The following is a 25,547-nucleotide window of genomic DNA, read 5'->3' as shown; positions in this document are numbered from 1 at the left end:
TTATTGGATAGCGAATAACATTTTCTTTTTATTTATAATTTATTAGAAGGAGGGCTTTTTTGCTAGTTGTGAATGATAGGGGGATTGAAATGGATATTCGTAAAATGAGATATTTCATAACAGTGGCAGAAGAATTAAACTTTAGTCGTGCAGCAGAACGGCTTAGGATGGCACAACCTCCTTTAAGCCAAGAAATTCGTAAATTAGAAGATGAATTGGGCGTTCAACTTTTTCATCGAACAAAAAGAATGGTTGAACTAACCAGTGCAGGGAAAATATTTTTAGAAGGTGCGCGGCAAACGTTGCTTCAAGTAGATAGAACTATTAAAGAAACACAGCTTGCGGATGAAGGGAAGATAGGACATTTAATAATCGGTTTTGTCGATTCTACAGAAACCGTAATAGACATATTAAAAAAATTTCGAGAACGTTTTCCTAGAATACAGCTTATATTACGCGAGATGACAACAGACCAGCAAATAAAAGCGCTATATGAAAAACAAATTCATATTGGATTTATTCGTTCCAAGCAGAATAATGAAATATTAGTTTCCGAAGTTTGTTCTGAGGAATGTTTAAAATTAGTTTTGCATGAAGATCACCCTTTAGTTTCGTTACGTAACATTTCAATCAAATCATTAGTTGATGAACCATTTATTTTATTTCCACGTCATTTCGGTACTAACTTTTATGATTTAATTATTAGTTACTTTTGGGAACATGGAGTAAGTTTAAATATTGTTCAAGAGGCGATCCAAATGCAAACTATTGTGAATTTAGTTGCAGCAGGAATGGGGATTTCTGTCGTTCCATCATCGGTGGAAAGCTATAAAAAATCGGGTGTCATGTATAAAGACATTCAAGAAAATACACCGAAAATAAATTTATATGTTGGATGGAGACAAGATGAAAAGTCTGTCGTATTAGAGAACTTCTTAACAGTTGTTAGAGAGGTTTATACGACTTCACAATTTGAATTTGAAAAGTAAAGGCCCATCTTGATGGGATGGGCAGTCGGAAAGTTGGATAGGAAAACTTCTATTTTTATTTTAAAGTCACTGAAGATTCAACCTGTTTTACTCGGATCGTACTCAGCGAAACCTTGTAGTATATTATCAATCTGATCCATAATTTCAGGTTGCAATTTAACACTAGAAGCAATTACGTTTTCTCTTATTTGCTCCGGATTTGAAGCGCCAATAATTGCAGAGGAAACAGCTGGATTTTGTAGTACCCAAGCAACTGCGAGTTGTGGTAGGGTAAGATTAGTTTCTTGCGCGATCGGATTAAGTTTCTGAATTGCAGTGAGTACATCATCACTCATCCAACGTTGCACAAGTTTGTGGAAAAATGGTTTACCAGCATCTGAATTAGCACGTGATTGAGTCGGCAAGGGTTTACCAGGTTGATATTTTCCTGAGAGAATACCTTGTGCAAGGGGAGACCAAACAACTTGACCAAGTCCCTCACGTTGACATGTTGGTATTACATCAGTTTCGATAACACGCCACAACATCGAATATTGAGGTTGGCTAGCGATAAGTGGAATGTTCAATTCTCGTGCAAGTGCTGCACCGCGGGTAATTTGTTCTGATGTCCATTCACTTACGCCTAAGTAAAGGACTTTACCTTGTCTTACAAGATCAGCAAAAGCTAACATCGTTTCCTCAAGAGGAGTTGTTGAGTCAAATCTATGTGCATAATAGACATCAATGTAGTCTGTCTGCAACCGCTGTAACGATGCATTGCAATTTTCTATAATATGTTTTCTCGATAATCCACGATCATTTTTTCCAGGTCCGGTCGGATGGCATACTTTTGTACATAGTTCTATGCTTTCTCGGCGTATACCTTTCAAAGACCGGCCAAGTACTTCTTCGGCTATAGTGTCCGAATAGACATCAGCAGTATCGAACGTAGTAATTCCGACATCTAGTGCGGCTTTCACACAATCATTTGCAGTATCTTCGTTTACTTTTCCACCATGGTTAATCCAGTTCCCGTATGCAATCTTACTTACTGTTAATCCACTGTTTCCTAGTTTACTAAATTCCATTGTAGTATCCTCCTTTTAAAATGATATCTTTATTATAAGAACTGAAATGTAATATGTATAATATGTAATTAATGATACATTTATATAAAAATTATATAAGAGAGAGTGCTTAGAAGTTTACTACTAAGGAAATCTAAAGCCAGTAGTATTACAGATGTTGTTTGTGTTTGATCGATATGAAGTGAAGATAAATAGACCTAAAAGAAAGCAATCATTTTCACAGCACGTATAATCGCATTTACTCATACAGTACTACTATGGTACAATATGGTTACTAACGATGGAAAGGAATGATGGGTGGACGATGATTAACTAATCTTATTTTTAAATGTTGAAATTCAATAAATTTCAATTTATAAAAAGTAGGATTAGTCCGCCCAATTTCCATACAATAGTAATGCTATTTATTTTGCGTAATAGCTTATTTGGGTATAAATATGTTAACGACTAATCCTGCCAAATTAATTTGGGAGGATTTTTTTGTTCTCCCTTAATGAAAGGGATCGGTAATATGAAAGAAATTTTAAAGTTAAATGATGTTTACGTTGAAATAAAGGAAAATACTTTATTAGAGAAAATGAATGTTACAGTAAAACAAGGGGATGTTATCGGATTAATTGGTAAAAACGGTGCCGGTAAATCAACGTTACTTCAATTAATAAATGGGAAGATTGAGCCATCAAAAGGGATTGTTGAATGGCAGCAAATGAATATGACAACGGCATATGTTGAACAAGAAATAGAATCTTTTATTAGTAATGATATGATTGCAAAAGAAGCAGAACTTCTTGCGAAATGGGGCGTGCCAACGAACGATTTTCTTACTTTAAGTGGTGGTGAAAAGCTGAAAGTTCGACTAGCAAAAGGATTTGCCGAAAATCCTAATTTATTAATATTAGACGAACCGACAAATCATTTAGATGAGATGAGTACGGAATTTCTCATTAAGCAAATAAAAAATATGAAGGGTACAGTTATCGTTGTATCGCATGATCGATACTTTTTAGATGTTGTCGCAACGAAAATATGGTCAATTGAGGAAAAGAAACTAATTGAGCATAGCGGTAATTATACGAGTTATATGAAAGCACGTGAGCATACAAGAATGACGCAGCAACGTGAATATGAAAAGCAACAAAAAAAGATAGAACAAGTAGAAACACATATAAAAGAATTAAGTTCATGGTCACAAAAGGCACACGCACAGTCTACAAAACAAGAAGGAGTTAAAGAGTTTTATCGTGTAAAAGCGAAGCGAATGGATGCGCAAGTGAAGTCAAAACGAAAACGTCTCGAAAAAGAGCTGGAGAAAACGAAAGTAGAACGTGTGAAAGAAGAGTATTCAGTGGAGTTCTCTATTCAAGCGAATAAAAAAGTAGGAAAACGCTTTTTAGAAGTAAAGAAATTAAAAAAAGACTTTCATGGAAAGACATTATTTGAAAACGTTAATTTTACAATCCAGCACGGTGAGAAGGTTGCGATTGTTGGACCAAACGGTAGCGGGAAAACAACATTACTGAAGATGATTATGGGAACGGAAACTGTACAAGGAGAAGTATGGATTTCACCATCTGCAAACATCGGTTATTTAACACAAGAAGTATTTGATTTACCACTGGATAAAACACCAGAAGATTTATTTTTTAAAGAGACATTTGAAGAAAGAGGAAAAGTCCAAAATTTAATGAAACATTTAGGATTCCAAGCTTCTCAATGGAAAGAGCCGATTGAGCATATGAGTATGGGGGAAAGAGTAAAATGCAAGTTAATGGCTTATATTTTAGAGGAAAAAGATGTACTTATTTTAGATGAACCGACGAATCACCTTGACCTCCCTTCACGTGAACAGCTTGAAAATACATTAGCTGAGTATAATGGAACACTCGTTATAGTTTCTCACGATCGATATTTTCTGGAGAAAACAACTAACACGAAACTCGTGTTTTTAAATAATACGATACAAAAGCAGCTAGAGGAACTTATTAAAACAAGAGATGATATTGAAGAGCTACGTTTAACATTAGAAACAGAGAGACAAGAAGTATTAGGTAAATTAAGCTTTTTGACTTCTAACGATAAAGAATATAAAGAACTTGATGAACGATTTATAGAACTTACGAAGCAGATTAAGGCGCTTTAATATAATTAAGGGGGATTAACATGGGAGAAGAGAGTTCGACTAATTTATTTAGAATAGACTGTGGAGATATATACTTGCAAGAGTTTACTGTGAAAGATGCGGAGAGCATTTATAAAATATCGAATCAACCGGAAATTGAAAAGTTTTTGCCGGACTGGAAATCAACGAAAGAACAGAGGGTTAATTGGATTATCAATGATGAAATACCAGCAAATAGATTGTTTCTTAATGTCGTGAAAAATACGTCTAACATAGAGGGTCATTCTTTACAGCTAGGAATATTTATTAAAGATACAAATGAATGTATCGGATGGTGTTGCACAGGTATTAAAGAAGAACTCCCTTCACCAAATAGAGAAATAATGTATGCTATTTCAAGCGAGTATCAAAGCAATGGTTACGCTACGAAAGCGACTAAAGGGTTAATTGATTATTTGTTTAAAAATACAAATGTAGATGTCCTCAACGCAATTGCTTTAATTAACAACGTACCATCAAATAAAGTTATTGAAAAATGTGGATTTACTTATTTGAGCCAACAGACGATAGAAAACCAACTATATAATCATTATTTATTGAGCAAATCAGAGTGGATAAAAAATATTGCTCTTTAAAAGAATCTATAATGGAATGTAAAAAAGCTTAGAGCTAAAACTCTAAGCTTTTTTACATTCCATTATACCTGTTACCATATCAAAGAGACAATTTGGATGGCTTCTTGCCGGATTTTCTCATCAAAAAAACAAGGGGATTAAGCTGTACATGCGATAATCATTTTATAAAAAATCATATATGAAAAGGGGTTTGGATAATTTTGTCGAATGCATTTGTCTATGAAAACACCACTTTCTTACTCAAATTATCCTAAAAATGAATCATTTTGAGCTCAAATAGAAGAACGAACGGCAAAAGTGAAGGTGAGCGAAGTTTTGCATATAAAACTTACGGTTGAGTGTTAGTGGATTAAAAGTTTTAAGTTATGAAATAGATTAAATGAGGGAGGGGAACGCATATCATAATTTGGTTTCGTCAATTGCCACAGATAAGTATGGATTTTTCAGAATGGACTCCTTTTATTAAGAATAATTGGTATCAAAAGCATTATATGAAGTTTGTATATCTACTTCAAATAATCATTTTTCTGATACCAAATTACTTTGGAGTAGGTTTCACTCATATTAATATATTGTATCTAATCATAATAGGTATCTTTGTCTTCATCATTCACGAATGTCTACACATTTTGGTCATAAGTAACAAAGGTGATATTAGCTTAACATGTAGTGGAATATTTTTTTGGCTAAATACAAATGCACCCCTATCCAAAGCGAGATTTTGGGTCTTTATGAGCTTACCCATAATTGTATTATCGGTAGCCCCTGCATTTATGTCGTTCTATGTATCAGGAAATATTAAATCAATCATATTATTTGTATGTTGGATAAACGCAATAATTTCCGCATCAGATATTTACAATTCATTTTTAATTGCAATGAAACCGAAGAACTCAGTATTTTGCAGAGGATATTATCAAGTGAAATAGTATTAAAAGTATTATTTAATTATATTTCAATTTAAGAAATTAGTTAAAAATATAATATTTGAAAGTAAAAAGACCGATAATACAATGATGGTCTTACCCCTGTCAAGTAGACAGTATGAAAAAGACTAAGCAGCCATCGAGATTCGATATTCTATCGGAGCTCGATGGTTGAGTCGTTTTTGGAACCGTTTATAGTTATAAAAGTAAATATATTCTTCAATTGCTTGTATTAAATCTTCTTCTGTTTTAAAATGATTCAAATACAACATCTCCGATTTAAAATGGGAGAAAAATGACTCGATACAAGCGTTATCATGGCAGTTTCCTTTGCGAGAGTGGCTACCAATGATACCTAAATCGGAAAGTCGTTTGTTGTAGGCATGAGATGTGTACTGGAATCCCTGATCTGAATGGAGAATGGTTCCACGCACATCTCTTTTTTGTGCCAACATTTCAATCGTATCTAATACAAGTTCATTATTATTGCGCGTAGATATTTTCCAAGAAACAACTTCGTTATTATAAACATCTTGTACAACAGAAAGATACCGAAATCCCTCTTGGAATCGTAGGTAAGTAATATCTGTAACAAGTGCCTCATTTTGTTGGCGATCTTTAAATTCACGGTTTAAAACATTCGGAAAAATATTGGAATAGTTCCCTTTAAAGAAGCGACGCTTCTTTCGAATAATAGATTGAATATTGAGCTCACTCATTAAGCGATATACTTTTTTGTGATTTATAAAATATCCCTCTTCCTGTAAAGCGATTTTCATACGTGGATAACCATATTCTTTGTGCTTTACGTGAATAGATCGTATTACCTTTTTTAATCGTTTCTCGGATTTTAGTCGTATGTTTTTCATACCTTTGGTATGAATCCATTTATAGTAACTTGAACGATGTACACCCGCAAATTTCGTAAGCCATATAACTGGATACTTTGTCTTTAATGATTCAATGATATGATATCTCTCTTTATATTTTAGTACACCTCCATTTATAGATTTGGATACTGCTTTTTTAAATATTCAACCTGTGCCTTATAGTAGTCACGTTCCTCTTCAATTGTCTTAAAATAAACACGTTTTCCTTTTAGAGGGTTTGGTATACCTTTCATTCCCCCATTTTTCCCGCGAGTATCTGTAATCTCACCACATTCTTTATATTTTTTGACCCAATTTTTAAGTTGGGTAGAACTTCTAATCTGATATCTTTCCTTTATCATATTGTAACTTCCTTCTCCGTTTAAATAACTTTGAACAGCTGATAACTTTAATTCTTCTGAATAGGTATTAAATGTCGATCCTTTTTTAGTCATGAAAAATCCCCTCCAAGTAATAGTGTAACATCCATGTGTGTACATGGTCTTTTTTACACTGTCTACCTAAAGGGGATAATATCACCAATCGGTCTTTTTTCATTAATATAATAAAGATTAGAAATAAATAGCATAGTATTTCATACTACCCTGCGAATATTATAAGATAGATATAAATTGATTATAGTTTCAAAGTAGATTTATTATCAGTTTTTTTAGAAATCTTACAATCGTGTAAGATAAATGAAAGATGAATCAATATGTGCTATAAGACAATTCATTTACACTATATTGTGAGAAGTGCAAATGAAGGGAGAATATAAATGGAAATTCTACATGCAAAAAGTATTAGTAAAGTATATAAAGGGAAAGTACCTTTTAAAGCATTGGTAGATATTGATTTATCAATTCAAGAAGGTGAATTTATAGGGATTATGGGGCCATCAGGGAGCGGGAAAACAACGTTATTAAATATGGTATCTACTATCGACTCTCCAACATCGGGAGAAATATTAATAAATGGTACAAATCCATTCCAGTTGACATCAGATAATTTGGCTTTATTCCGTAGGAAACAATTAGGATTTGTTTTTCAATCATTTAATTTACTTAGCACACTTACAGTAAAGGAAAATATCGTATTGCCGATGACATTAGATGGTGTTTCTGTACAAGAAATGAACGAACGAGTTGAAGAAATTGCAGAGAAATTAAATATTACAGATATATTGAGTAAAAGAACTTTTGAAATTTCAGGGGGGCAAGCTCAAAGAACAGCAATTGCTCGTGCAATTGTTCATAAGCCGCAATTATTACTTGCAGATGAACCAACAGGGAATTTAGACTCTAAATCTTCAAATGATGTAATGGAGATGCTAGATACTTTAAATAAAGAAGAAAAAGCTACGATGATGTTAGTTACACATGATCCGTATGCAGCGAGTTTTTGCAGCAGAGTCATATTTATTAAAGATGGTCAACTATATAACGAAATTTATTGTGGTGAAAGTAGGCAAGCATTTTATCAAAAGATTATGGATGTCCTTTCTTTGTTAGGAGGGAAAAGGCATGACTTTTCGTCAGTTCGCATTTAATAATATTTTTCGCAATAAGCGTACATATGCAGCTCATTTTTTAAGTAGTGCATTTTCTATTATGATTTTCTTTACGTATGCTCTTTTATTATTTCATCCTGATTTACAAGGTGAGTTGAAATCGACAAGTGCAACAATAAGTGCATTTGGTACATTGGGATTTTCAGTTTCGCAAGGCTTGATTTTTGTATTTTCATTTTTCTTCATTCTATATTCAGTTAGTTCATTTTTAAAAACGCGCAAGAAAGAATTTGGGATATTAATGATGCAAGGTATGTCAATGAGACAGCTTAAGAAATTATTATTAATTGAAAATATGTTGATTGGACTTGGCTCAATTTGTATAGGAATTCTCATTGGACTCATATTTTCTAAACTAGTTTTATTGATAAGCGCAAGTGTATTAATGATTAGTAATGGTTTGCCTTTTTATATACCAGTGCAGGCCGTATTATTAACAGTTATCACATTTCTTTTATTATTTTTAATTGTTTCGCTCGTTACATTTAAAATGATAAAAGTAACAGAACTTGTGGAACTTATACAAGCAGAGGAAAAGCCAAAGCCAGAACCGAAAACATCAATTTTATTATCGCTACTTTCTTTAATTAGTATAGGGTATGGATATTTTTCAGTATTTCGCTTTATCCCAAGTACTAATTTTATTACGCTTGGAATAGGGGTGCTCCTAGTAATTATAGGAACGTACTTTTTATATACACAGTGTAGCGTTTATATATTGCACCTTGCGAAAAGGAGAGAATCTTTCTTTTTAAAGAGAACAAATATATTAACATTTTCTGAATTAATTTACCGTATGAAAGATAATGCAACGATGTTTTTTATAGTATCTATTGTTTCAGCAGTTGCATTTACAGCGATTGGTACAACAGCTGCAATTGGAAATAGGGATTTGGTAAGGATGACAAATCCGTATACATTTTTATATGGAAGTTTTGAAAACGACAAAGTATTAAATAAAAATCTTTCTATTATAAAAAAACACCTTTCTGATGCTAATATTCCGTATCGAATGGCTTCATCTTCATATATATACACGGAAAATGGTGTAGATGTAATGAAGTTAAGTGAATATAACGATCTTGCTAAAGCACTAGGCTATCAACAAGAAACAATAGAAAAAGAAGATGAAATTTTATTAATTCCTGGAGTCGTATCACAAAAACAAGAATTTAAAAATGGCGAGTATAAAAAGAATATAGAAGTCATTCAAGGAGATTGGACAAAGACATTTCATGTGAAAAAAGCTGTAGAAAATTTAGTTTTACCACATGATTCTAGAACTATTTATATCGCTGTTAAAGATCAGGTATATGATGGAATCCCTCTTACTAGTGACCCAGTTAATAAAGACATTCCATATCGTACTTACGGATTTGTTGTAGACGATTGGATGAAAACGAAGGGAATTTCAAACGAATTAATTAGTAGATTTGAGAAAGATACTAGAGTAGGTAATTTTCAATTTCGGGCTTTAACTATAGATTTGTTAAGTGCAAAGCAAACGAATGGATTATTACTTATGGCAAGTGTTTTAGTCGGAATCGTCTTCTTCACATTCGCTGCTAGTTTTATTTATTTCCGATTATATACTGATTTAGATCGCGATCAACAGCAATATAAAATGATTTCGAAAATGGGATTAAGTAAACGAGAATTAAAAAAAATTGTAACGAGACAGTTATTATTAATGTTCTTCTTACCGATTGTTGTTGCAGTGATTCATACTGTAGTCGCTTATACGGCATTACAGCAATTAGTCGATTTTTCTATAATTAATAGCTCTATCGTTATTTTAATTTCATTTATATGTATACAAGTATTATATTTCTTTATAACCCGTTGGCGTTACCTGCAAAAGCTTTATAAGGTTATGGAGCAATAGAGTTTATTAGCTTGTAAGACTACATTAAAGTATGTGGAAAAAATGAACTGTATGATGAAAGGAAACGCGATGAAAAGAACTTTAACTATTTTTATGTTAACGATACTACTATTAATAAGTTTTAGTGCATGTTCTAAAAAGGAGAATCCATTTCCTGCAAACGGTTTATTAATCATTGGAAATGAAAATAAAATTTCACCAATTATTAATCGTTATCAAGAAATTACGAAAGAAAATGAAGTGTTTTCTGTGAAAACAGGTACTTATGGAAACGGACAGGTATTAATTTTAAATGAGTCTACAGCACAAGCATTGATTAAAGCTAAAGTTTTCCGTAAACGAGATAATGGCTCCAATTTTATGCCTGTAAATACGTTACCGAAATTCCCAAAAGAGGGTTCTCTACTGTTTGCACAAGAAGACGAAAAGACTTTGAAAAGTATTAAATTAGAAGGAAAAGAGGTTCCTGTCATATACAATAGTGACGCTTGGATAGGTAACAAGCGTAATTATCCAACGCAATGGTATGTGATTGTATCAAAAAATAATATATATAAGGAAATAAAAGCAAATGAAACAAAAATGCATCTTCTTCAATTAAAAAAATCTTTAGGTGACGAAAAACCTAAAATGTCGACAGATAATACATTGGTTAATGAAAATGTAAAAGTAAGAAAGCTAATTAAAGATTTTGAGGGAGAAGTATCAGTTCAGTTTTTAACGATTGAAGAAAAATCTTAAAAAAGAGTTCAAGGTTGATAAAGTTTCTATCAACCTTGAACTCTTTTTAGTTATAGACCATTCAGATAACATAGTTTACATGACTTCATTTAATCGAGTCTCGCTCGTTTCTTCAATCGCATTTGAATGTTGAACCGAACCATTTTGAGATTCCTTTTCTTTACGAAATTTCTGTAACATTTCTAAAATCATCCATAAAGGTACACCTTTGTCTTTTAGCATTTTCCATAAGTCTAATTCGCTAAATTTATGATCCGCTTGTTTCATTTCTTGTTCAGATGTACGAATATCAAATTTGATTAGATCATTAGATTTTTTATCTTCATGCTTAGTAGAAGAGATAGTATTATGCTCAAGATTAGATGGGGTTATTTTAGAAGGTTGAGCTAATGTATGAATGTTTAATCCGACTTGCATGCTTTTTTCCTCCTTTTCAAGCAATGAAATTAGTTTTCTTATGATTTTTAAATTCATTTAACATGAGGAAACTATATTTAATTATAAATTCAAATAATCAGATTTACAAGTTGTGTTATGAAAAGTAAATGCTTACTAGAATAAATATTTATCAACATTTGTATATGTTTTCTATATATACAACGTATATAAAATACTTTACATTATGTTTAAGTTGCAAACTAATTTTGTATTTTTTTTCAAAGATAAATGTAAACGTTTTATTGAGGAGGAGAAAGTATGGGGAAATTATTTTTAAAAGTATGTTTTTTCGCATTAGTGACTGTTTGTTCATTCGCAGCGAAAACAACATACGCTGAAGAGAGACAACAAAATAATTATCCTATCATTTTAGTGAATGGATTTGCTGGATGGGGTAGAGAGGAAATGCTAGGGGTAAAATATTGGGGTGGTGTTCATGATATACAAGAAGATTTAAAAAGAAATGGTTATACAGTACATACTGCAGCTGTTGGACCAGTTTCTAGTAACTGGGATCGTGCATGTGAATTATATGCGCAAATTAACGGTGGAATAGTAGACTACGGTGCGGCACATGCTGAGAAACATGGACATAATCGTTTTGGTAGAACTTATAGTGGATTTGCACCGAATTGGAGTGAAACAAATAAAGTTCATTTAGTTGGGCATAGCATGGGTGGACAAACGACAAGAACATTAGTGCAGTTATTAAAAGAAGGAAGTTATGAAGAAAAAGATTATGTGAAAAATCATCCGAACACAAAGATATCACCACTATTTGAAGGTGGCAAATCGTATGTTCATAGTGTTACAACTTTAGCAACTCCTCATAACGGTACAACACTCGCGGACGGAAGTCTTCTGTTGCCGTTCGTTAAAGATTTACTCATTACAGCTGCAAGTTTAGGTGGAAACAATAATTTATCATTATATGATTTTAAATTGGATCAATGGGGTATAAAAAAGAATACTGGAGAGTCCTTTTTCCAATATACTGATCGTATTTTAAATAGTTCAATTTGGGAAAATACAAAAGATATAAGTCAATGGGATTTAAGTACTGATGGAGCAAAGGAGTTAAATAATTGGGTAAAGACGCAATCGGATGTATATTACTTATCTTATAGTGGACATGCATCGCAAGCAGCACCAATAACAGGTTTACATTTACCTTATATAACGATGAATAAAGTGTTAATGGGTAATGTATTTTTCTTAGGTTCCTATGCAAGATATGAAGAGAATCGAACATTAATAGATACTTCTTGGTGGCAAAATGACGGTGTAGTAAATACAAATTCTATGATTGCACCTTCATCTAATATTGCTGCAAATGATAATGAGTCTTTACAGGTTGGAAAATGGAATCATATCGAAACGAAAGCAAATTGGGACCATCTTGATATGGTAGGATTAAGCGTTTCAGACACGTTAGGTTTTTCTAATATTCAAGAGTTTTATAGAACAATTGCAGAAAAGTTATCACGGTTACCGAAATAGATAATAATAAAGCGCTCTCAATGGAATTCGAGGGCGCTTTATATTATATTGAAAGAGGGATTTGGCAAAAAACATGGGGTGATCTTATGAAAATTCAAGTTGTATTATCGGGGTATGGGACAGTTGGTAAAGAATTTATTAAATTATTAAACGAAAAATATTTATATATAAATGAAACATATGGAATTGACTTAGTTGTTAGTGGAGTGATAGGAAGAAATATTGCAATACATAACGGGAAAGGTTTGCAGATTAATGATTTATTGACGTATGGTGATGGTTCTGCTGCAATTGAAAAATATATCGAACATTATCCAGAAGAACGCGGAACGATTAATATAAATGGTACTGTATTGGTTGAATCAACTGCTACAAATCTTAAAAATGGAAATCCAGGGAAACAGTATATGAAACAAGCTATTGAAAATCAAATGGATATAGTAGCTATTTCAAAAGGTGCACTTGTTACAGCTTGGAGTGAACTGAATACGGCAGCACGTATTTCAGGCTCACGCATTCGATATAGCGGTGCAACTGCCGCTGCGTTACCGACATTAGACATTGGACAACTAAGTTTAGCAGGTTGCCATATTGAAAAAATAGAAGGAATATTGAACGGGACAACAAATTATATTCTTACAAAGATGCATGAAGAATATAAGACGTTTGAAGAAGCATTGCAAGAAGCACAAAATAAAGGAATTGCGGAGACTAACCCGTTATTAGATATAAGCGGGATGGATAGCGCTTGTAAATTATTACTTTTGACGAATAGTTTAATGGGAAACGATTATTCACTCAAAGATATAAAAATAAACGGAATAGAGCACGTTACAACGCAACAAATTCAAAATGCAAAGGAACAAAATAAATCAATTAAATTAATTGCATCAGCATATAAAGATGATAATGGAAAAGTAAACCTTAGTGTACAACCTTGTAATTTAGAGAAAGAACATCCGTTAGCAAATATAAATGGCACGGAAAAAGGAATTACGTTCTTTACAGATACAATGGGACAAGTCACTACAATTGGTGGAGCTTCTAATCCACGCGGAGCTGCAGCTGCTGCTTTAAAAGATGTAATCAATTTATATCGAAATGATTTATAGGCTTTATAACCGTACCGCTATTAATAAAAAATACATATGTAGTGGACCTTTTGAGAATGAAATAAATATGCAAAAATAATTGCAGGGGGTAAGAAATTGTTTAAAGATTTTAAAGTTGTAAAAGATCGTCCCGTTTATATTCAATTAAAGGATTATTTAAAAAAGATGATTATGAAAGGGCATTTGTTGGGGGACCAAAAAATCCCATCAACAAGGGAACTGAGTGAATTATTATCAGTGAGCAGAAATACAGTACTCTCTGCATATGCGGATTTAGAACAAGAAGGACTCATTTATGCAGTTAAAGGAAAAGGAAATTTCGTTGCGAAGGTGGATATAAGTAACACCTCGTCTGTTGAAATAGATTGGAAAAATAAACTTAATACAGTTACCATATTAGCGGATGAATTAGACTTAATGAAGCATGGAGTTCGCTGGGAAAAAGGAATGATTGTTTTTAATAGTATAGCCCCGGACGAAAAGCTATTTGATGTTGAAAATTTCAAAAGAGCTTTTCTTACTCGTATGTCCATTGAAGGGGATATCGTATTGAACTACGGATATGCAAAAGGTTATAGACCGTTAATGAATTATTTACTTCATTACATGGAAATGAAAGGTGTAGATATTTCGAACAAAGATATTCTAATTACAAATGGATTTACAGAAGGATTAGATATTGTGTTATCTTCTTTATCGAAGAAATCAGGGCGTGTTATTTGTGAGAACCCAACTCACCATGCTGCATTGAAGCTTTTTCGTTTACATGGACTTGAAGTTCATGGAATTAATATGAATGATGATGGTATTGATACGAATGAAGTAGAAAAAAGTTTGCATGAAAAGGATTTTGATTTCGCGTATTTAATCCCTTCTTATCATAATCCAACTGGTATTGTTACGAGTTCGGAGAAAAGAACGGAATTGATGAGGTTATTTTCAAAATACAAGATCCCTATTATAGAGGATGGGTTTAATGAAGAATTACGTTATTCGGGTTCACATTTATCGCCATTATTAACTTTTGCAGGGGCTGGTAATAATGTGATTTATATTAGTAGCTTTTCAAAGGTACTTTTCCCTGGTTTACGTGTAGGTTGGATCATTGCAGATAAAGAACTGATACATTATTTAGAAAGTGTTAAAAGAGCCAGAACCATTCACACATCTACGTTAGATCAAGCTGTTCTGTTTCAATATTTACATGAAGGATATTTTGAAAAATATTTAAAAAAAGCAAGATCTGTTTATAAGAAAAAATATGAGTTAGCTGTTGGGGCGTGTAATCAGTACATTCCGTTTAAAAGAATGACTGGAGACGGTGGACTTCATTTGTTTATAGAGTTGGAAGAAAAAATTCAAGCCCGCACACTTTTACAAAAGTGTTATGAGAAAGGAGTTACTTTTTCTCCTGGAGATGTTTTTTACTCTGATGGAGGAGGAGCGAACACATTCCGATTAGGATTTTCACGTTTGAAAGAACAGGAAATTGTTAGCGGGATTCAAATAATTGGTGAAACTTTAAAAAATGAAACTTGGAGTTGAGAAAATGAGAATTGGCGTTATTATGGGAGGAGTATCCTCTGAAAAACAAGTATCAATTATGACTGGGAATGAAATGATTGCACATTTAGATAAGAGTAAATATGAAATCGTTCCAATTACGTTAAATGAAAAAATGGATTTAATTGAAAAAGCGAAAGACATTGATTTTGCATTGCTAGCATTACACGGAAAATACGGAGAAGATGGTACGGTTCAAGGGACGCTTGAGAGTTTAGGTATTCCATATAGCGGCAGTAATATGTTATCTAGCGGTATATGTATGGATAAAAATATTTCGAAAAAGATTTTGCGTTATGAAGGAGTAGAAACACCAGATTGGATTGAACTTACAAAAATGGAGGATCTAAAGCTTGAGGAGTTAGATAAATTAGGCTTTCCGTTAGTGGTAAAACCAAACTCTGGCGGCTCAAGTGTTGGAGTTAAGATTGTCTATGATAAAAATGAATTAATCTCTATGCTAGAAACTGTATTCGAATGGGATTCTGAAGTAGTAATTGAGAAGTATATAAAAGGTGACGAGATTACATGTTCAATTTTTGATGGGCAACAGTTACCTATCATTTCGATTCGACATGCTGCTGTGTTCTTTGACTACAATGCAAAATATGATGATACTAGTACAGTTGAAGAAGTTATCGAACTTCCAGCTGAAATAAAGGAACGTGTAAATAAAGCGTCACTGGCTTGTTATAAAGCATTAAAATGTAGTGTTTATGCAAGGGTTGATATGATGGTGAAGGAAGGAATTCCATATGTAATGGAAGTTAATACATTACCAGGGATGACACAATCAAGTTTACTGCCAAAAAGTGCGGAAGCAGCGGGAATTAATTATAGCAAACTATTAGATATGATAATTGAAACTTCATTAAAAGTAAGGAAAGAAGAAGGTTTTTAAGGTAGTTATATAATTAATTCTTTTGACAGTTCCACGAATTATGCTATGATAATTACAATACGACAACTAAATATTTATCCACTAGGGGGGCCTTTTATAGGCTGAGATCAGATGAAATTTTGAGACTCTTAGTACCTGATCTGGTTAATGCCAGCGTAGGGAAGTGGGAAAGACGTTGCTATTTAACGAATAAATACTGTCAATTTCACTTTCTTTACGCCTGTAAAGAAAGTTTTTTTATTTTACAGCTTTAATAATTGTGGATAAATACGTATATTTTTTACATTATTTGGAGGGATTTAAATGACTTTTTCACAATCATTACGTAAAGAAGTAGATTCAATTTGGGAAGCAAGTTTTAACCATCCTTTTGTAAAAAAACTAGGCGAAGGAACATTAGATTTAGCTAGTTTTCGATATTATGTGCTTCAAGATTCTTATTATTTGAGTCATTTTGCTAGAGTACAAACGTTAGGTGCTGCAAAGGCTCTTGAATTAGAAACGACAGCTCGTATGGCACACCATGCACAAAATACGTATGAAGCTGAGTTATCATTACATGAGAATTTCGCAAAGAAATTAGGGATTACAAAAGAAGAAAAAGATAATTTTATTCCTGCGCCAACTGCATATGCATATACATCTCATATGTATCGTGCAGCTTATGAAGGGCATTTAGGAGATATTATTGCGGCTATTTTACCTTGTTATTGGTTATATTATGAAATCGGTGAACGATTAAAAGAATGTCAACCAGAAGAGCCAATTTATCAAGAATGGATTTCTGCATATGGATCTGATTGGTTCCGTACATTAGTTGAAGAGCAAATCACACGATTAGATACGATCGCTGAAAAAGTAACAGAGGCAGACCGTAATCGTATGAGACAACATTTTATTTTTAGTAGTCAATATGAATATTCATTTTGGGAAATGGCATATACATTAGAAAAATGGCCGGTGAATGAAGAAGTTAAAGGTGTTATTTAATTAAGAGTATATAAAAGGTATCGCTATATAAAGAGGCGATACCTTTTATTATATTTAGTTTCTGTAATTTTTTTGTAAATCATAGATAAAAAATATAATAATTCATTATAATGATTTTATAATATAAAGTTCCATAAGGAGGTAGTTATATGTTAATAGTTACTTTATATTAATTTGATTTTAACAACGCTTTATTTATATAACCAAATGTAATTTAGCTATTTCCTTTAATGTGCTTGGTTAAAATTTGATTCGTTAATGCTTAAAAAATTGGTATCTTTTCTAGTATTATTCATGATCAATATAAATTAAGAGAGGAAGTATTAATATTATGGAAAAATTACAGTTATTAGCATTTAAAAATATAGTAGAACCCCTCTATAATGAGAAAGTATCGTATATTTATTTTCCTATTGAATGGCTTGATATTGTAGAGATACATTATAGAACATTTTTATTAACGAGCAAATTAAAACTTGTAAATGAAAGATTGTATGAAATGTTTTCTGATATATTATTCATTCAGCATAATCCATATATATTAAAGGAAGATACGCCCTGGATTGTAGCAAAAGAACCAATGAAACAAGAACAGTTAGACTATATTTTCCAAAGCTGGTATGAGGTTATTCATGATTGGAAACCTAATAAATTAATAGATCCACCACATTTAGAATGGCAGTATGATTTAATTAGTAATTTACCAGCATTACATGATAAAAAAACGTTTTCTAAATGGGTACCAGCTCTAATTACTCATATTTTTTGCGAACAGCCTTTACGTATGGAAAATAAAAATGAGGAAGAAATATATTTTTCACCACTGCGATCACAACATGTTTCTGAAGCGATGTCTGAGCCAATTAAAGATGAAGAAACACATGATTATTTCTCTTATGTATATCGGTTTGAATACGTAACTCGTGGAGGTGAGAATATTCCGCTATTAAAAGTATCTGTAGGGATTAGGAGGTTTTATCAACAATATAATCATAAAGATATCCCTATACTTTTAGGGCGAAAGCGGAGCCAAATACTGATTTCAACTCCTGAATTTGAATCAAATAATAAAAAGCAAAGATTTGTAAAGTTAAAAGTACAACAAGCTGTAAAAGGAATAAAGTGGATTAAACGTTTTAGAAATTTAAAAGATGATTATAGGATAGGGGGAGAAGTTAAATTAGAGAACATTCTCCAATGTCCGAAAGAGTATATTAGAGGAACAAAGATAAGAGTGCTTCTTCCATATAACGAAAATATATATAAAGTTCAAGGAACAAAAATAAAATTTGGTATAAAAGTAAGAGAAAAAGAGGAACTTTTTAATGAATTCCAACGAATATGCCCATATTTCACATTACTTCCAGAATGTGAAAATGTATTAACTAATAATGAGAATGAGTTATTACCTTTATTTGCCCCAAAGGGATTAGACTCAATTACGTTAGAAGTATGGTCAGATGATATAGTAATAGAGATAGAACAAGCGTTATTAGATAGCAAAATAGTTTTAGCTCAAAACGGAGATTCCTCCTATGTATTAAATGCAGACAATCCGGTGTTGTTAAAAATAGTAAGATATAACATTAGGAAATTGTTACAAAATCCATATAGAATGCAATATAGCCATAAAAACAAAAAGAAACTAGTAGACGATGTCGTAAAAGCTGTACATGCTACGGCAGGTGAGCAAAATGAAATGAAATTAGCATTAATTGCAATAAAAAGTTGTGATGGTCGCGAAAAAATTAATCCAAAGCAAATTATTCGGGAAGGATTCGCTCAAACGGAACGTATTTCAGCATTTATTAATTTATTTATCGGACAAAGTGTATCTAAAAAAGAAATTATTAATGCCATTCTTAGTTTGTTAGAACAAAAGGGGTTCTTAAAGTGTAGTTGGAATAAGATAAAATTACCGGGGATAATTGTAAATTTATCAATTGAGAAAATGTCTAAATATGATTTCTTACCTATTTTTTCAAAAATAAATGGGAGAGAAATATTATATAAATTATATGGTCAAGAAGAATGGGGCACAATTGATCATACTTTATTAAATATAGGTAATAATAAAGTGTTTTTACCACAACCATCAAAAAGGAATGATATAGGAGTCAGTTTTAAACAATTTATGTCAGAAACATTAGTTGAAATTTCACAAGATGCACATAAACAAAATAAAGAAGTTTATTTTATTGTAGATGCCAATATGAGGAAATATTGGATAGAGGAATTGCAAAATAAAAGCGTTAATATTGGGGTTTCACCTGAAATAATCCCAAATTTAAAAGAGGATATAAACATAATTAGAATTAATACTAACTCAGATGTACCGAACTATATTGTTAGAGACCAAGAACATGTTATGAATGAAACGAGATTATTTGTAGATCAAATGGGAATTTACTATAGCACGGCTGCATACGAATTAGATTGTAATGAGATAGTACAGCAGTACATACTCGAAGTTATCCCGCTTGGTGTAAAATCTGAAGAGAGAGAAGAAATCGCCAAAATGATACATTACATGTGCTGTAAATCAACCTTGCTCTCAGAACAAAATATTCATAATACGTATGTAATGCATATGGCTAAATTAATTAAAAACTATACTACCGATATTGATTCAAGGGAGTTTAAAGAATTCAATGACGAATTAGATGAAGATGTAATAATTTTAGAAAAAGAAGATACATTGATATTAATATAAATAATAGTGTACAAATCCTGCTAGTAATAATGAGCAGGATTTGTCATTTTTTCATGTAAATAAGGCTATCCTTTGTCATGTATCTTTTCTTTTACGTATTTACTTTATTTACATACAGGATTAAGATGTTTTTTAGAAATACAAAAACTACATCATATGGAAAAGCGATTTTTATTAATTGAAAAGAAAATTTGAAAGGAATGGGGAATTGTGAAGAAATTAGATGTATTATTAATGCTACTGAGCGGCCTCTTTCCAATTGCAGGAATGTTAAAGCAAATCCCTCTTGAACAATCTTTATATATTGGAGGACTTTTATTTTTTACTAGTTTCGGTAGTTACTTTGCGAAAAAGATATATTCACGTATATGTAGCTGGATAGCGTATGCACCATTTATAACATTACTGTTAGTTATTTGGAATCAGGATATTTCAATAAGTTCAATAATAGCGAACGCGAAAATCGCCGCTTGCATTGCGTTAATTCCGTGTTTATTCCGGTTTCGTACATACGGGCTTACTTTGGGCTTATTCTCATTATGGGCCGCGTTACTATGGGATATAAAAGAAGTGCAGTCGTTAGTCATACTTGAGCGTATGATGAATTTAATGACAAGCCATTACTTATATATTCTCCTTTTAGTTGGAGGACTTATATTAGGTGGATTACTTGCGATGTTATTACACCGTAAAGAGAAAGACACTAATAAAGAAAATACAAATCTATTTAAACAAAAAAAGAAACGTAAAAGGCTATCATTTAAGATCCGCTTTCCAAGATTACCGAAATTTAAGATGAAATTATTTAAGTTTGGTGGAAAAGGTTCTAAACGTAAAACGCTAGAAATAATGCATGAGCGTAATAACGAAGAACCAGTTGTAACATATGAAATGGCAGAGCAAATAGATCAATATAAAGAAAGTACTGTTCAAGGACAAACTAGGATGGAACGTCGGAAAAATAGGTATAATGCATAATAAATTTCACTAACCTCTTAATGATTTATCGTAAAATTGATAAATCATTAAGGGGGTTTTTATGTAATTAAATATAGGTTGCGTATGAAGGATTCATAGCATATTTTAAAGGTAAGGATTTAAATAAAATAATGGGAGGACAAAATGCTTATTATTACATATATTTCTGTTTGCATATTATTCTTAGTTAGTTTTTTACATGTTTATTGGGCTTTCGGAGGTAAGTGGGCGACAAATAGTGTCATTGCGTTATTATTAAGTATGGCAGCAATGATTTTATTACAACAAGCAAATATTGTTCATTCCGCACTTCCCAATGTTTTTGTTCAAATGGGATCCTGGGTTTGTATGGTTGTTTTTTTCATAAGAGTAATTGGTGAGTTTCATTATTTTGGTATCTTTAAACGAAAAAAAGATACGCAGTTTGCTAGAATGGATACTGTTTTATATGTACCACTTTGTGCATTTTTATCTTTATCCTTCTTATTAGCAATAATAACGTGAACATATAACCAGCATTATTTTAATACTTTATTACAAACTAAAGAGAAGAATAGCTAGGGATTTATACGGCAACAGAGATGAATTGATGCTGTTATTAAATGAATTTAATAATATAAAATGTACGGCTGCATCTGAAAAAGAGAAAAATAATATGCTATCTCGTTTACAATTAATTTATCAAAATACGAAATTAGATAAGCAGTACCCTCTTCCATTTGCTTTAAATAACAAGTTATTGGTGCGGTTAGAAAATGAATCTCTTCAAACTATTGATGGTTGTATATCATGTCTACATTTTATGTTAGATATAAATTATGAGAAAATAAAACATTATGGATCGAGCACAAGTAGGTCATTTGTTCCATTATCGCAATCTTCCATTTGTCTTGCTGATTGTGTTTGTTTAACAGGAGTTGTATTGGGGTTACTAGGAACATTGACATTTGGAGGATTAACGTTATCTGTATGTTCTCTTACATAAAGAAAAAAGGACACCCACTTAAGGTGTTTTTTTTAGTTACTTAGGAGAGCTTTTGAGATAGGAGGGACATGGATTCAAATCTATAGTTACACATTTTTATTGTGTTGTGTAACTCAAAAAGGAAAGTATCAGCAACTGCTTATTTTGTATGACTATAAACATTGGCTATTTTGGAGCTGTAATAGAATGCTTAGAAGGGGGCAAAAAATGGTGTGTGAAATATTAATAAAAAAGGACAAGCAGTCGTACCTACTGTCCTTTAAAGGAGAAAAGTCTTTTGGTTAAGAACTACGAATAAACAGAAAATCTGCTTGTAATTAGTTTTATCCCAAATATACATGCCTATACAAAAAGGGATAAGTTCAAAAATATTTATCCCAGGAAGGGAAATCCCAAACACCAAAATGGCTTGTATTGGTATACAGGTTCAAAAGTAGTATATGTCAAACGAAAAATCTCATACAAAAAGCAGACAATCAAAAGTATTGTCTGCCAGAAAGTCGGATGAATTAGCCAACTGTGAAAAATTGCTTTCCCACTTCAAGAAGAGTAAAGGCACAAATTTGAAAGAAATGAATTGGGATTTAGTTATTGCTTCTATGAATGATGCATTTTTTTCATTTTTTTTGTCCCCAAAAAACAACTAATAATTGCGAGTAATGCATTTGAAGAAATGAAATTTACGGTCCAATAAATTCCTGTTCCAGCAATTATATCGATAATTATAAATCTTTTAATTGCCGAACTTTGTACTACATGAAAAATAAATTGATTGTTATCGTTACCCAATGTTATCACATCCCTTATCTAATATATGACAAGGCATGCTTGCTCTAGTCTTCATGATAATATACGAAAAAGAGTAATTGGCAGAAGCTTATAAAGTAGTTATAAATAAAAGCTAACTATCTGAAGTTAAATTATTAACTTCAGTGAAAAAATAACAATCATAATTTATCCTGCGTTATTGATGGGATATTATGTTTTACTTAAGGGCTTATGCGGAAAGTTTGATGAAAAACTCTTTCATTAAAAGTACGATTCCTAGCAGAAACAAGACTTCAATTGAGAACCAAAACATACTTTTGTGAGGTTTTTTAAACTCCATAATAATTGATGAAAATAAAAAAATTGCGATAAGTATGGTGATTAAGAGTCGGATTATATCAACCATTAATAACACTCCCAATATTTAATCAGTACTATTATGTAATCTTTTCCAAAGATATATAATTCTAGAAACATTCTATTGAAATTTTAATGAAAAGAACAGGTGGTGTTTAGTAGCTTTTTTCTCAAAATCATTTCAAACGTGTAGTGGGAAGTGATAAAAGTGATAAATCCACGTTTTAATAAAAGGATGTAAGCGTATTTTTAGCGAATTATAGATAATTAAGAGAGGCGGTGACACTATGAAGTATGTAAAAGTCAGTATGAATGGTGGAAGTGAGCACAAATTCTCAATGACTTTAGAACGATTTGAAGAGTTTATTACTACAGAGAATGGATTATTAGAAAATAAATTAGTTTGTATTGAAAATGTAATGATTAACCCTACTAATATATCTTCTGTAGTTGAAAAAATTGGTGTACCTGCTAAATTTATGGAAGTTTAAAGGTAATTAGATAAAAAACATCCATGGGGATGTTTTTTGTTTATAAATAAAGCAATTGTACAATGAAAGTATGAGAAAATTTTATTAGTAATAATGTAGGCTATTAAGAATGAATGGATATAGAAAGGTCTTTTCTAGCGTGTTAGTTACTCCAATGTGTATGTATCTATTTGGCATCTAGACATTGTGCTTTCTAGTGCACAATGTAATAAGTATAAGCATATAGTATGTAATAGGACAAGATCTTCGTGTCCTACTAAATACTCAGAAAAAACCTCTAATCACATTAGGGCATACAATAGCAGGGTGCTCTAATTTTTTATGAAAAATGTAGCTTCACAACGGTTTCGTTTCAATTATAGTTTTCTTTAACGTTAATAAATATTAGGATTAATATGATAGCAATAATTAAATTAGACAAATAGAAATTTTGGTGACACAGTAGTTCAAAGATGACATCGAATGTATACAATAAAGCGACAGCAGGTAATATACAAATAAATATAAATCTCCAATTTTTTAAATAACGTTTATAATTAGTAAATACTTTCGCCATTAATATTGCTCCTGTATTTTTTGTTTTCTATATAATTATACATTTAAATAAAAAGATTTACAAAGTGTTTAAAAATTATTTAGCAACGAATGTGATTTTGGGAGATAAATAAGGAGGAAGAAAAAAATATTATAGATCTATAGATTGAGAGGAATATAGAGAAAGCTTTTGTTAAAAACTTAGATGGCTGCAGCAATCTGTGTAATAAACGATTTGATTTTAAAAAGACTTTTAAACATCTGGGCTAAAATGATACACTATAATCTACGTTATTTTAGAAATGAATAGAGGGATTTATATGATAGATAAAATTAAAAATGTTGTAGAGGATATGTATGAAGATGAAGCAAAACATTTACTTCAAAGTATTCTAATACAGTTAGATGTATTAGACGGGAATTATAGCGAAGATATGATAAAAAATTTAACGAGTATCCCTAAGCAATTGACGAGTCATACAACTCAGGAAAAAAATTTAGAAGAAAGCACACACATTCATATTGCCTTTGATGATTCAACAGCCGGATGTTTAAAATATATGTTGAAACAAGAAGGATTACACGAGGAGAGTGTAGTTTCATACTCTGAATTCTTTTCAATTGGTCCCATACATCAATTACATACGAATGAAGGTCAATTAGCAAGGACACAGTGGTTATTAAATAACTTAACTTCTTATGATTGTTATTTTGAAGAAGAGTATTTACCAAGATTTAAGGAGACTTTAGAAGATCTACATTCAATTCCGAATGAAACACCGATTACCATTTGGAAGGCGGATAATGCCCATGAGCATGTAGGGCTTTGTTTTGCAATTGCGCAATTAAAAGATAAGAAAGATATTCGTGTTTTGAATACTTCTGAAGCGAGTAGAGAAATATTAAAACAAGATTATGATATTCGTGGAACTGGAGAATTATCTCCTGAAAGTTTAGCACTATTCAAAAAAAGTTTTGTGGAATTTCCGTATTTACCTGAAGAGAAGCGAATGAAGTTTGCACATGAGTGGGATAGATTATCGCAAAGCACAGAGTTTTTAAGAGTTTGGAAAGACGATGAAGTGCATTCTGTACAAGAAGATTATTTTGATCAATTCATTATTGAGTGTGCGAAAAATGTAGGAGCAGATAAAGAATTTCATAAAGCTCCGAGAGTAATAGGTGAAGCACTTGGACTTGCGGATCAATTGGTTGGGGATACGTTTTTGGAATATCGCTTGAAAGAATTAATTAAGCAAGAAGTATTTGAATATGAAGGTTCGTTAGATCAAATGCGTTTTTATAGTGTGAAGTTAATAAAATAAAAAATATATTTTGTTTATAAAAAAGCTCGTATTTTAAAAATACGAGCTTTTTTTAGATGAATTTAGGCTATACATAAGCTTCCTATGAATG

The 25,547-nt window shown here is 31.8% G+C and carries 24 protein-coding genes and 1 riboswitch; of the genes, 19 read left to right on the top strand and 5 right to left on the bottom strand.

Annotated features, from left to right (window positions below; translation table 11 throughout):
* The first annotated feature begins 89 nt into the window (after positions 1-89).
* Complete coding sequence (locus QCI77_RS13620) at positions 90-989, top strand: LysR substrate-binding domain-containing protein (RefSeq protein ID WP_088033650.1); 900 nt, start codon at positions 90-92, stop codon at positions 987-989.
* A gap of 77 nt (positions 990-1,066) precedes the next feature.
* Here the strand turns inward: QCI77_RS13620 and QCI77_RS13615 are convergent, their stop codons facing one another.
* On the bottom strand, positions 1,067-2,056 hold the full coding sequence (locus tag QCI77_RS13615) for an aldo/keto reductase family protein (protein ID WP_353825044.1): 990 nt from the start codon (positions 2,054-2,056) through the stop codon (positions 1,067-1,069).
* 511 nt (positions 2,057-2,567) lie between these two features.
* Here QCI77_RS13615 and abc-f point away from each other — a divergent pair.
* From abc-f to QCI77_RS13600, 3 genes are all read left to right on the top strand, one after another.
* Entirely contained in the window at positions 2,568-4,196 is a 1,629-nt protein-coding gene (abc-f, locus tag QCI77_RS13610; RefSeq protein ID WP_061674273.1) for a ribosomal protection-like ABC-F family protein, read from the top strand.
* Positions 4,197-4,216: 20 nt separating this feature from the next.
* Positions 4,217-4,810, top strand: coding sequence for a GNAT family N-acetyltransferase (locus QCI77_RS13605; RefSeq protein ID WP_113771035.1), 594 nt, complete (start codon positions 4,217-4,219; stop codon positions 4,808-4,810).
* A 434-nt stretch (positions 4,811-5,244) separates the two neighbouring features.
* Complete coding sequence (locus QCI77_RS13600; RefSeq protein WP_353825773.1) at positions 5,245-5,739, top strand: DUF3267 domain-containing protein; 495 nt, start codon at positions 5,245-5,247, stop codon at positions 5,737-5,739.
* Between the two features lie 125 nt (positions 5,740-5,864).
* Here the strand turns inward: QCI77_RS13600 and QCI77_RS13595 are convergent.
* A protein-coding gene (locus QCI77_RS13595) for an IS3 family transposase (protein ID WP_483298979.1) occupies positions 5,865-7,060 on the bottom strand; the annotation gives its coding sequence in 2 pieces (ribosomal slippage) (positions 5,865-6,766 and positions 6,766-7,060; 1,197 coding nt in all).
* 323 nt (positions 7,061-7,383) lie between these two features.
* Here QCI77_RS13595 and QCI77_RS13590 point away from each other — a divergent pair.
* From QCI77_RS13590 to QCI77_RS13580, 3 genes are all read left to right on the top strand, one after another.
* Positions 7,384-8,154, top strand: coding sequence for an ABC transporter ATP-binding protein (locus QCI77_RS13590; protein ID WP_002013124.1), 771 nt, complete (start codon positions 7,384-7,386; stop codon positions 8,152-8,154).
* Positions 8,129-10,060 (top strand): ABC transporter permease, encoded by a 1,932-nt coding sequence (locus QCI77_RS13585; RefSeq protein WP_113769532.1) that lies wholly within the window; start codon positions 8,129-8,131, stop codon positions 10,058-10,060. Before QCI77_RS13590 ends, QCI77_RS13585 begins: the two co-directional genes overlap by 26 nt.
* Before the next feature lie 69 nt (positions 10,061-10,129).
* Positions 10,130-10,801, top strand: a complete 672-nt coding sequence (locus QCI77_RS13580; RefSeq protein WP_002127671.1) for a lipoprotein BA_5634 family protein — start codon at positions 10,130-10,132, stop codon at positions 10,799-10,801.
* A gap of 75 nt (positions 10,802-10,876) precedes the next feature.
* Here the strand turns inward: QCI77_RS13580 and QCI77_RS13575 are convergent, their stop codons facing one another.
* Entirely contained in the window at positions 10,877-11,218 is a 342-nt protein-coding gene (locus QCI77_RS13575) for a DUF3914 domain-containing protein (RefSeq protein WP_002127670.1), read from the bottom strand.
* A 279-nt stretch (positions 11,219-11,497) separates the two neighbouring features.
* On the opposite strand from QCI77_RS13575, the gene QCI77_RS13570 reads away from it, so the two are divergent.
* The 10 genes from QCI77_RS13570 to QCI77_RS13525 all read left to right on the top strand — a co-directional run bounded on the left by QCI77_RS13570 (position 11,498) and on the right by QCI77_RS13525 (position 22,628).
* Positions 11,498-12,739 carry an esterase/lipase family protein gene (locus QCI77_RS13570; protein ID WP_353825042.1) on the top strand — a complete coding sequence of 414 codons (1,242 nt, stop codon included), beginning with the start codon at positions 11,498-11,500 and terminating at the stop codon, positions 12,737-12,739.
* 86 nt (positions 12,740-12,825) lie between these two features.
* Positions 12,826-13,851 carry a homoserine dehydrogenase gene (locus tag QCI77_RS13565; protein WP_002165683.1) on the top strand — a complete coding sequence of 342 codons (1,026 nt, stop codon included), beginning with the start codon at positions 12,826-12,828 and terminating at the stop codon, positions 13,849-13,851.
* A 96-nt stretch (positions 13,852-13,947) separates the two neighbouring features.
* The gene (gene pdxR, locus QCI77_RS13560) at positions 13,948-15,396 is read left to right on the top strand and encodes a MocR-like pyridoxine biosynthesis transcription factor PdxR (protein WP_353825041.1); all 1,449 of its coding nucleotides are present in this window, start codon (positions 13,948-13,950) and stop codon (positions 15,394-15,396) included.
* Between the two features lie 4 nt (positions 15,397-15,400).
* The gene (gene ddlB / locus QCI77_RS13555; RefSeq protein WP_002013134.1) at positions 15,401-16,315 is read left to right on the top strand and encodes a D-alanine--D-alanine ligase; all 915 of its coding nucleotides are present in this window, start codon (positions 15,401-15,403) and stop codon (positions 16,313-16,315) included.
* A gap of 73 nt (positions 16,316-16,388) precedes the next feature.
* Positions 16,389-16,494, top strand: a riboswitch (TPP riboswitch).
* Between the two features lie 124 nt (positions 16,495-16,618).
* Positions 16,619-17,305, top strand: a complete 687-nt coding sequence (tenA, locus tag QCI77_RS13550) for a thiaminase II (protein WP_002032475.1) — start codon at positions 16,619-16,621, stop codon at positions 17,303-17,305.
* Positions 17,306-17,636: 331 nt separating this feature from the next.
* Positions 17,637-20,018, top strand: a complete 2,382-nt coding sequence (locus tag QCI77_RS13545) for a pPIWI_RE module domain-containing protein (RefSeq protein ID WP_353825039.1) — start codon at positions 17,637-17,639, stop codon at positions 20,016-20,018.
* 210 nt (positions 20,019-20,228) lie between these two features.
* The gene (locus QCI77_RS13540; RefSeq protein WP_353825038.1) at positions 20,229-20,996 is read left to right on the top strand and encodes a DUF3959 family protein; all 768 of its coding nucleotides are present in this window, start codon (positions 20,229-20,231) and stop codon (positions 20,994-20,996) included.
* Positions 20,997-21,140: 144 nt separating this feature from the next.
* Entirely contained in the window at positions 21,141-21,500 is a 360-nt protein-coding gene (locus QCI77_RS13535; RefSeq protein WP_353825036.1) for a DUF3995 domain-containing protein, read from the top strand.
* Between the two features lie 85 nt (positions 21,501-21,585).
* Positions 21,586-21,981, top strand: coding sequence for a homoserine dehydrogenase (locus QCI77_RS13530; protein WP_353825035.1), 396 nt, complete (start codon positions 21,586-21,588; stop codon positions 21,979-21,981).
* A gap of 440 nt (positions 21,982-22,421) precedes the next feature.
* Positions 22,422-22,628, top strand: coding sequence for a hypothetical protein (locus QCI77_RS13525; RefSeq protein WP_162014392.1), 207 nt, complete (start codon positions 22,422-22,424; stop codon positions 22,626-22,628).
* Here QCI77_RS13525 and QCI77_RS13520 read toward each other — a convergent pair.
* Positions 22,579-22,770, bottom strand: a complete 192-nt coding sequence (locus QCI77_RS13520) for a hypothetical protein (RefSeq protein ID WP_002070042.1) — start codon at positions 22,768-22,770, stop codon at positions 22,579-22,581. The two genes, QCI77_RS13525 and QCI77_RS13520, sit on opposite strands and share 50 nt — an antisense overlap.
* 623 nt (positions 22,771-23,393) lie before the next feature.
* Here QCI77_RS13520 and QCI77_RS13515 point away from each other — a divergent pair.
* The gene (locus tag QCI77_RS13515) at positions 23,394-23,597 is read left to right on the top strand and encodes a hypothetical protein (RefSeq protein ID WP_002085220.1); all 204 of its coding nucleotides are present in this window, start codon (positions 23,394-23,396) and stop codon (positions 23,595-23,597) included.
* A gap of 352 nt (positions 23,598-23,949) precedes the next feature.
* Here the strand turns inward: QCI77_RS13515 and QCI77_RS13510 are convergent, their stop codons facing one another.
* Complete coding sequence (locus QCI77_RS13510; protein WP_002189789.1) at positions 23,950-24,153, bottom strand: hypothetical protein; 204 nt, start codon at positions 24,151-24,153, stop codon at positions 23,950-23,952.
* 298 nt (positions 24,154-24,451) lie between these two features.
* Here QCI77_RS13510 and QCI77_RS13505 point away from each other — a divergent pair, with 298 nt between their 5' ends.
* On the top strand, positions 24,452-25,456 hold the full coding sequence (locus QCI77_RS13505; protein ID WP_215586372.1) for a DUF1835 domain-containing protein: 1,005 nt from the start codon (positions 24,452-24,454) through the stop codon (positions 25,454-25,456).
* Positions 25,457-25,547 lie beyond the last annotated feature (91 nt).

The sequence above is a fragment of the Bacillus cereus group sp. MG9 genome, assembly GCF_040459995.1.
Taxonomy (GTDB): domain Bacteria; phylum Bacillota; class Bacilli; order Bacillales; family Bacillaceae_G; genus Bacillus_A; species Bacillus_A mycoides.
Note: the sequence above shows the minus strand (reverse complement) of the source record. Positions and strands in the feature narration are given on the sequence as shown.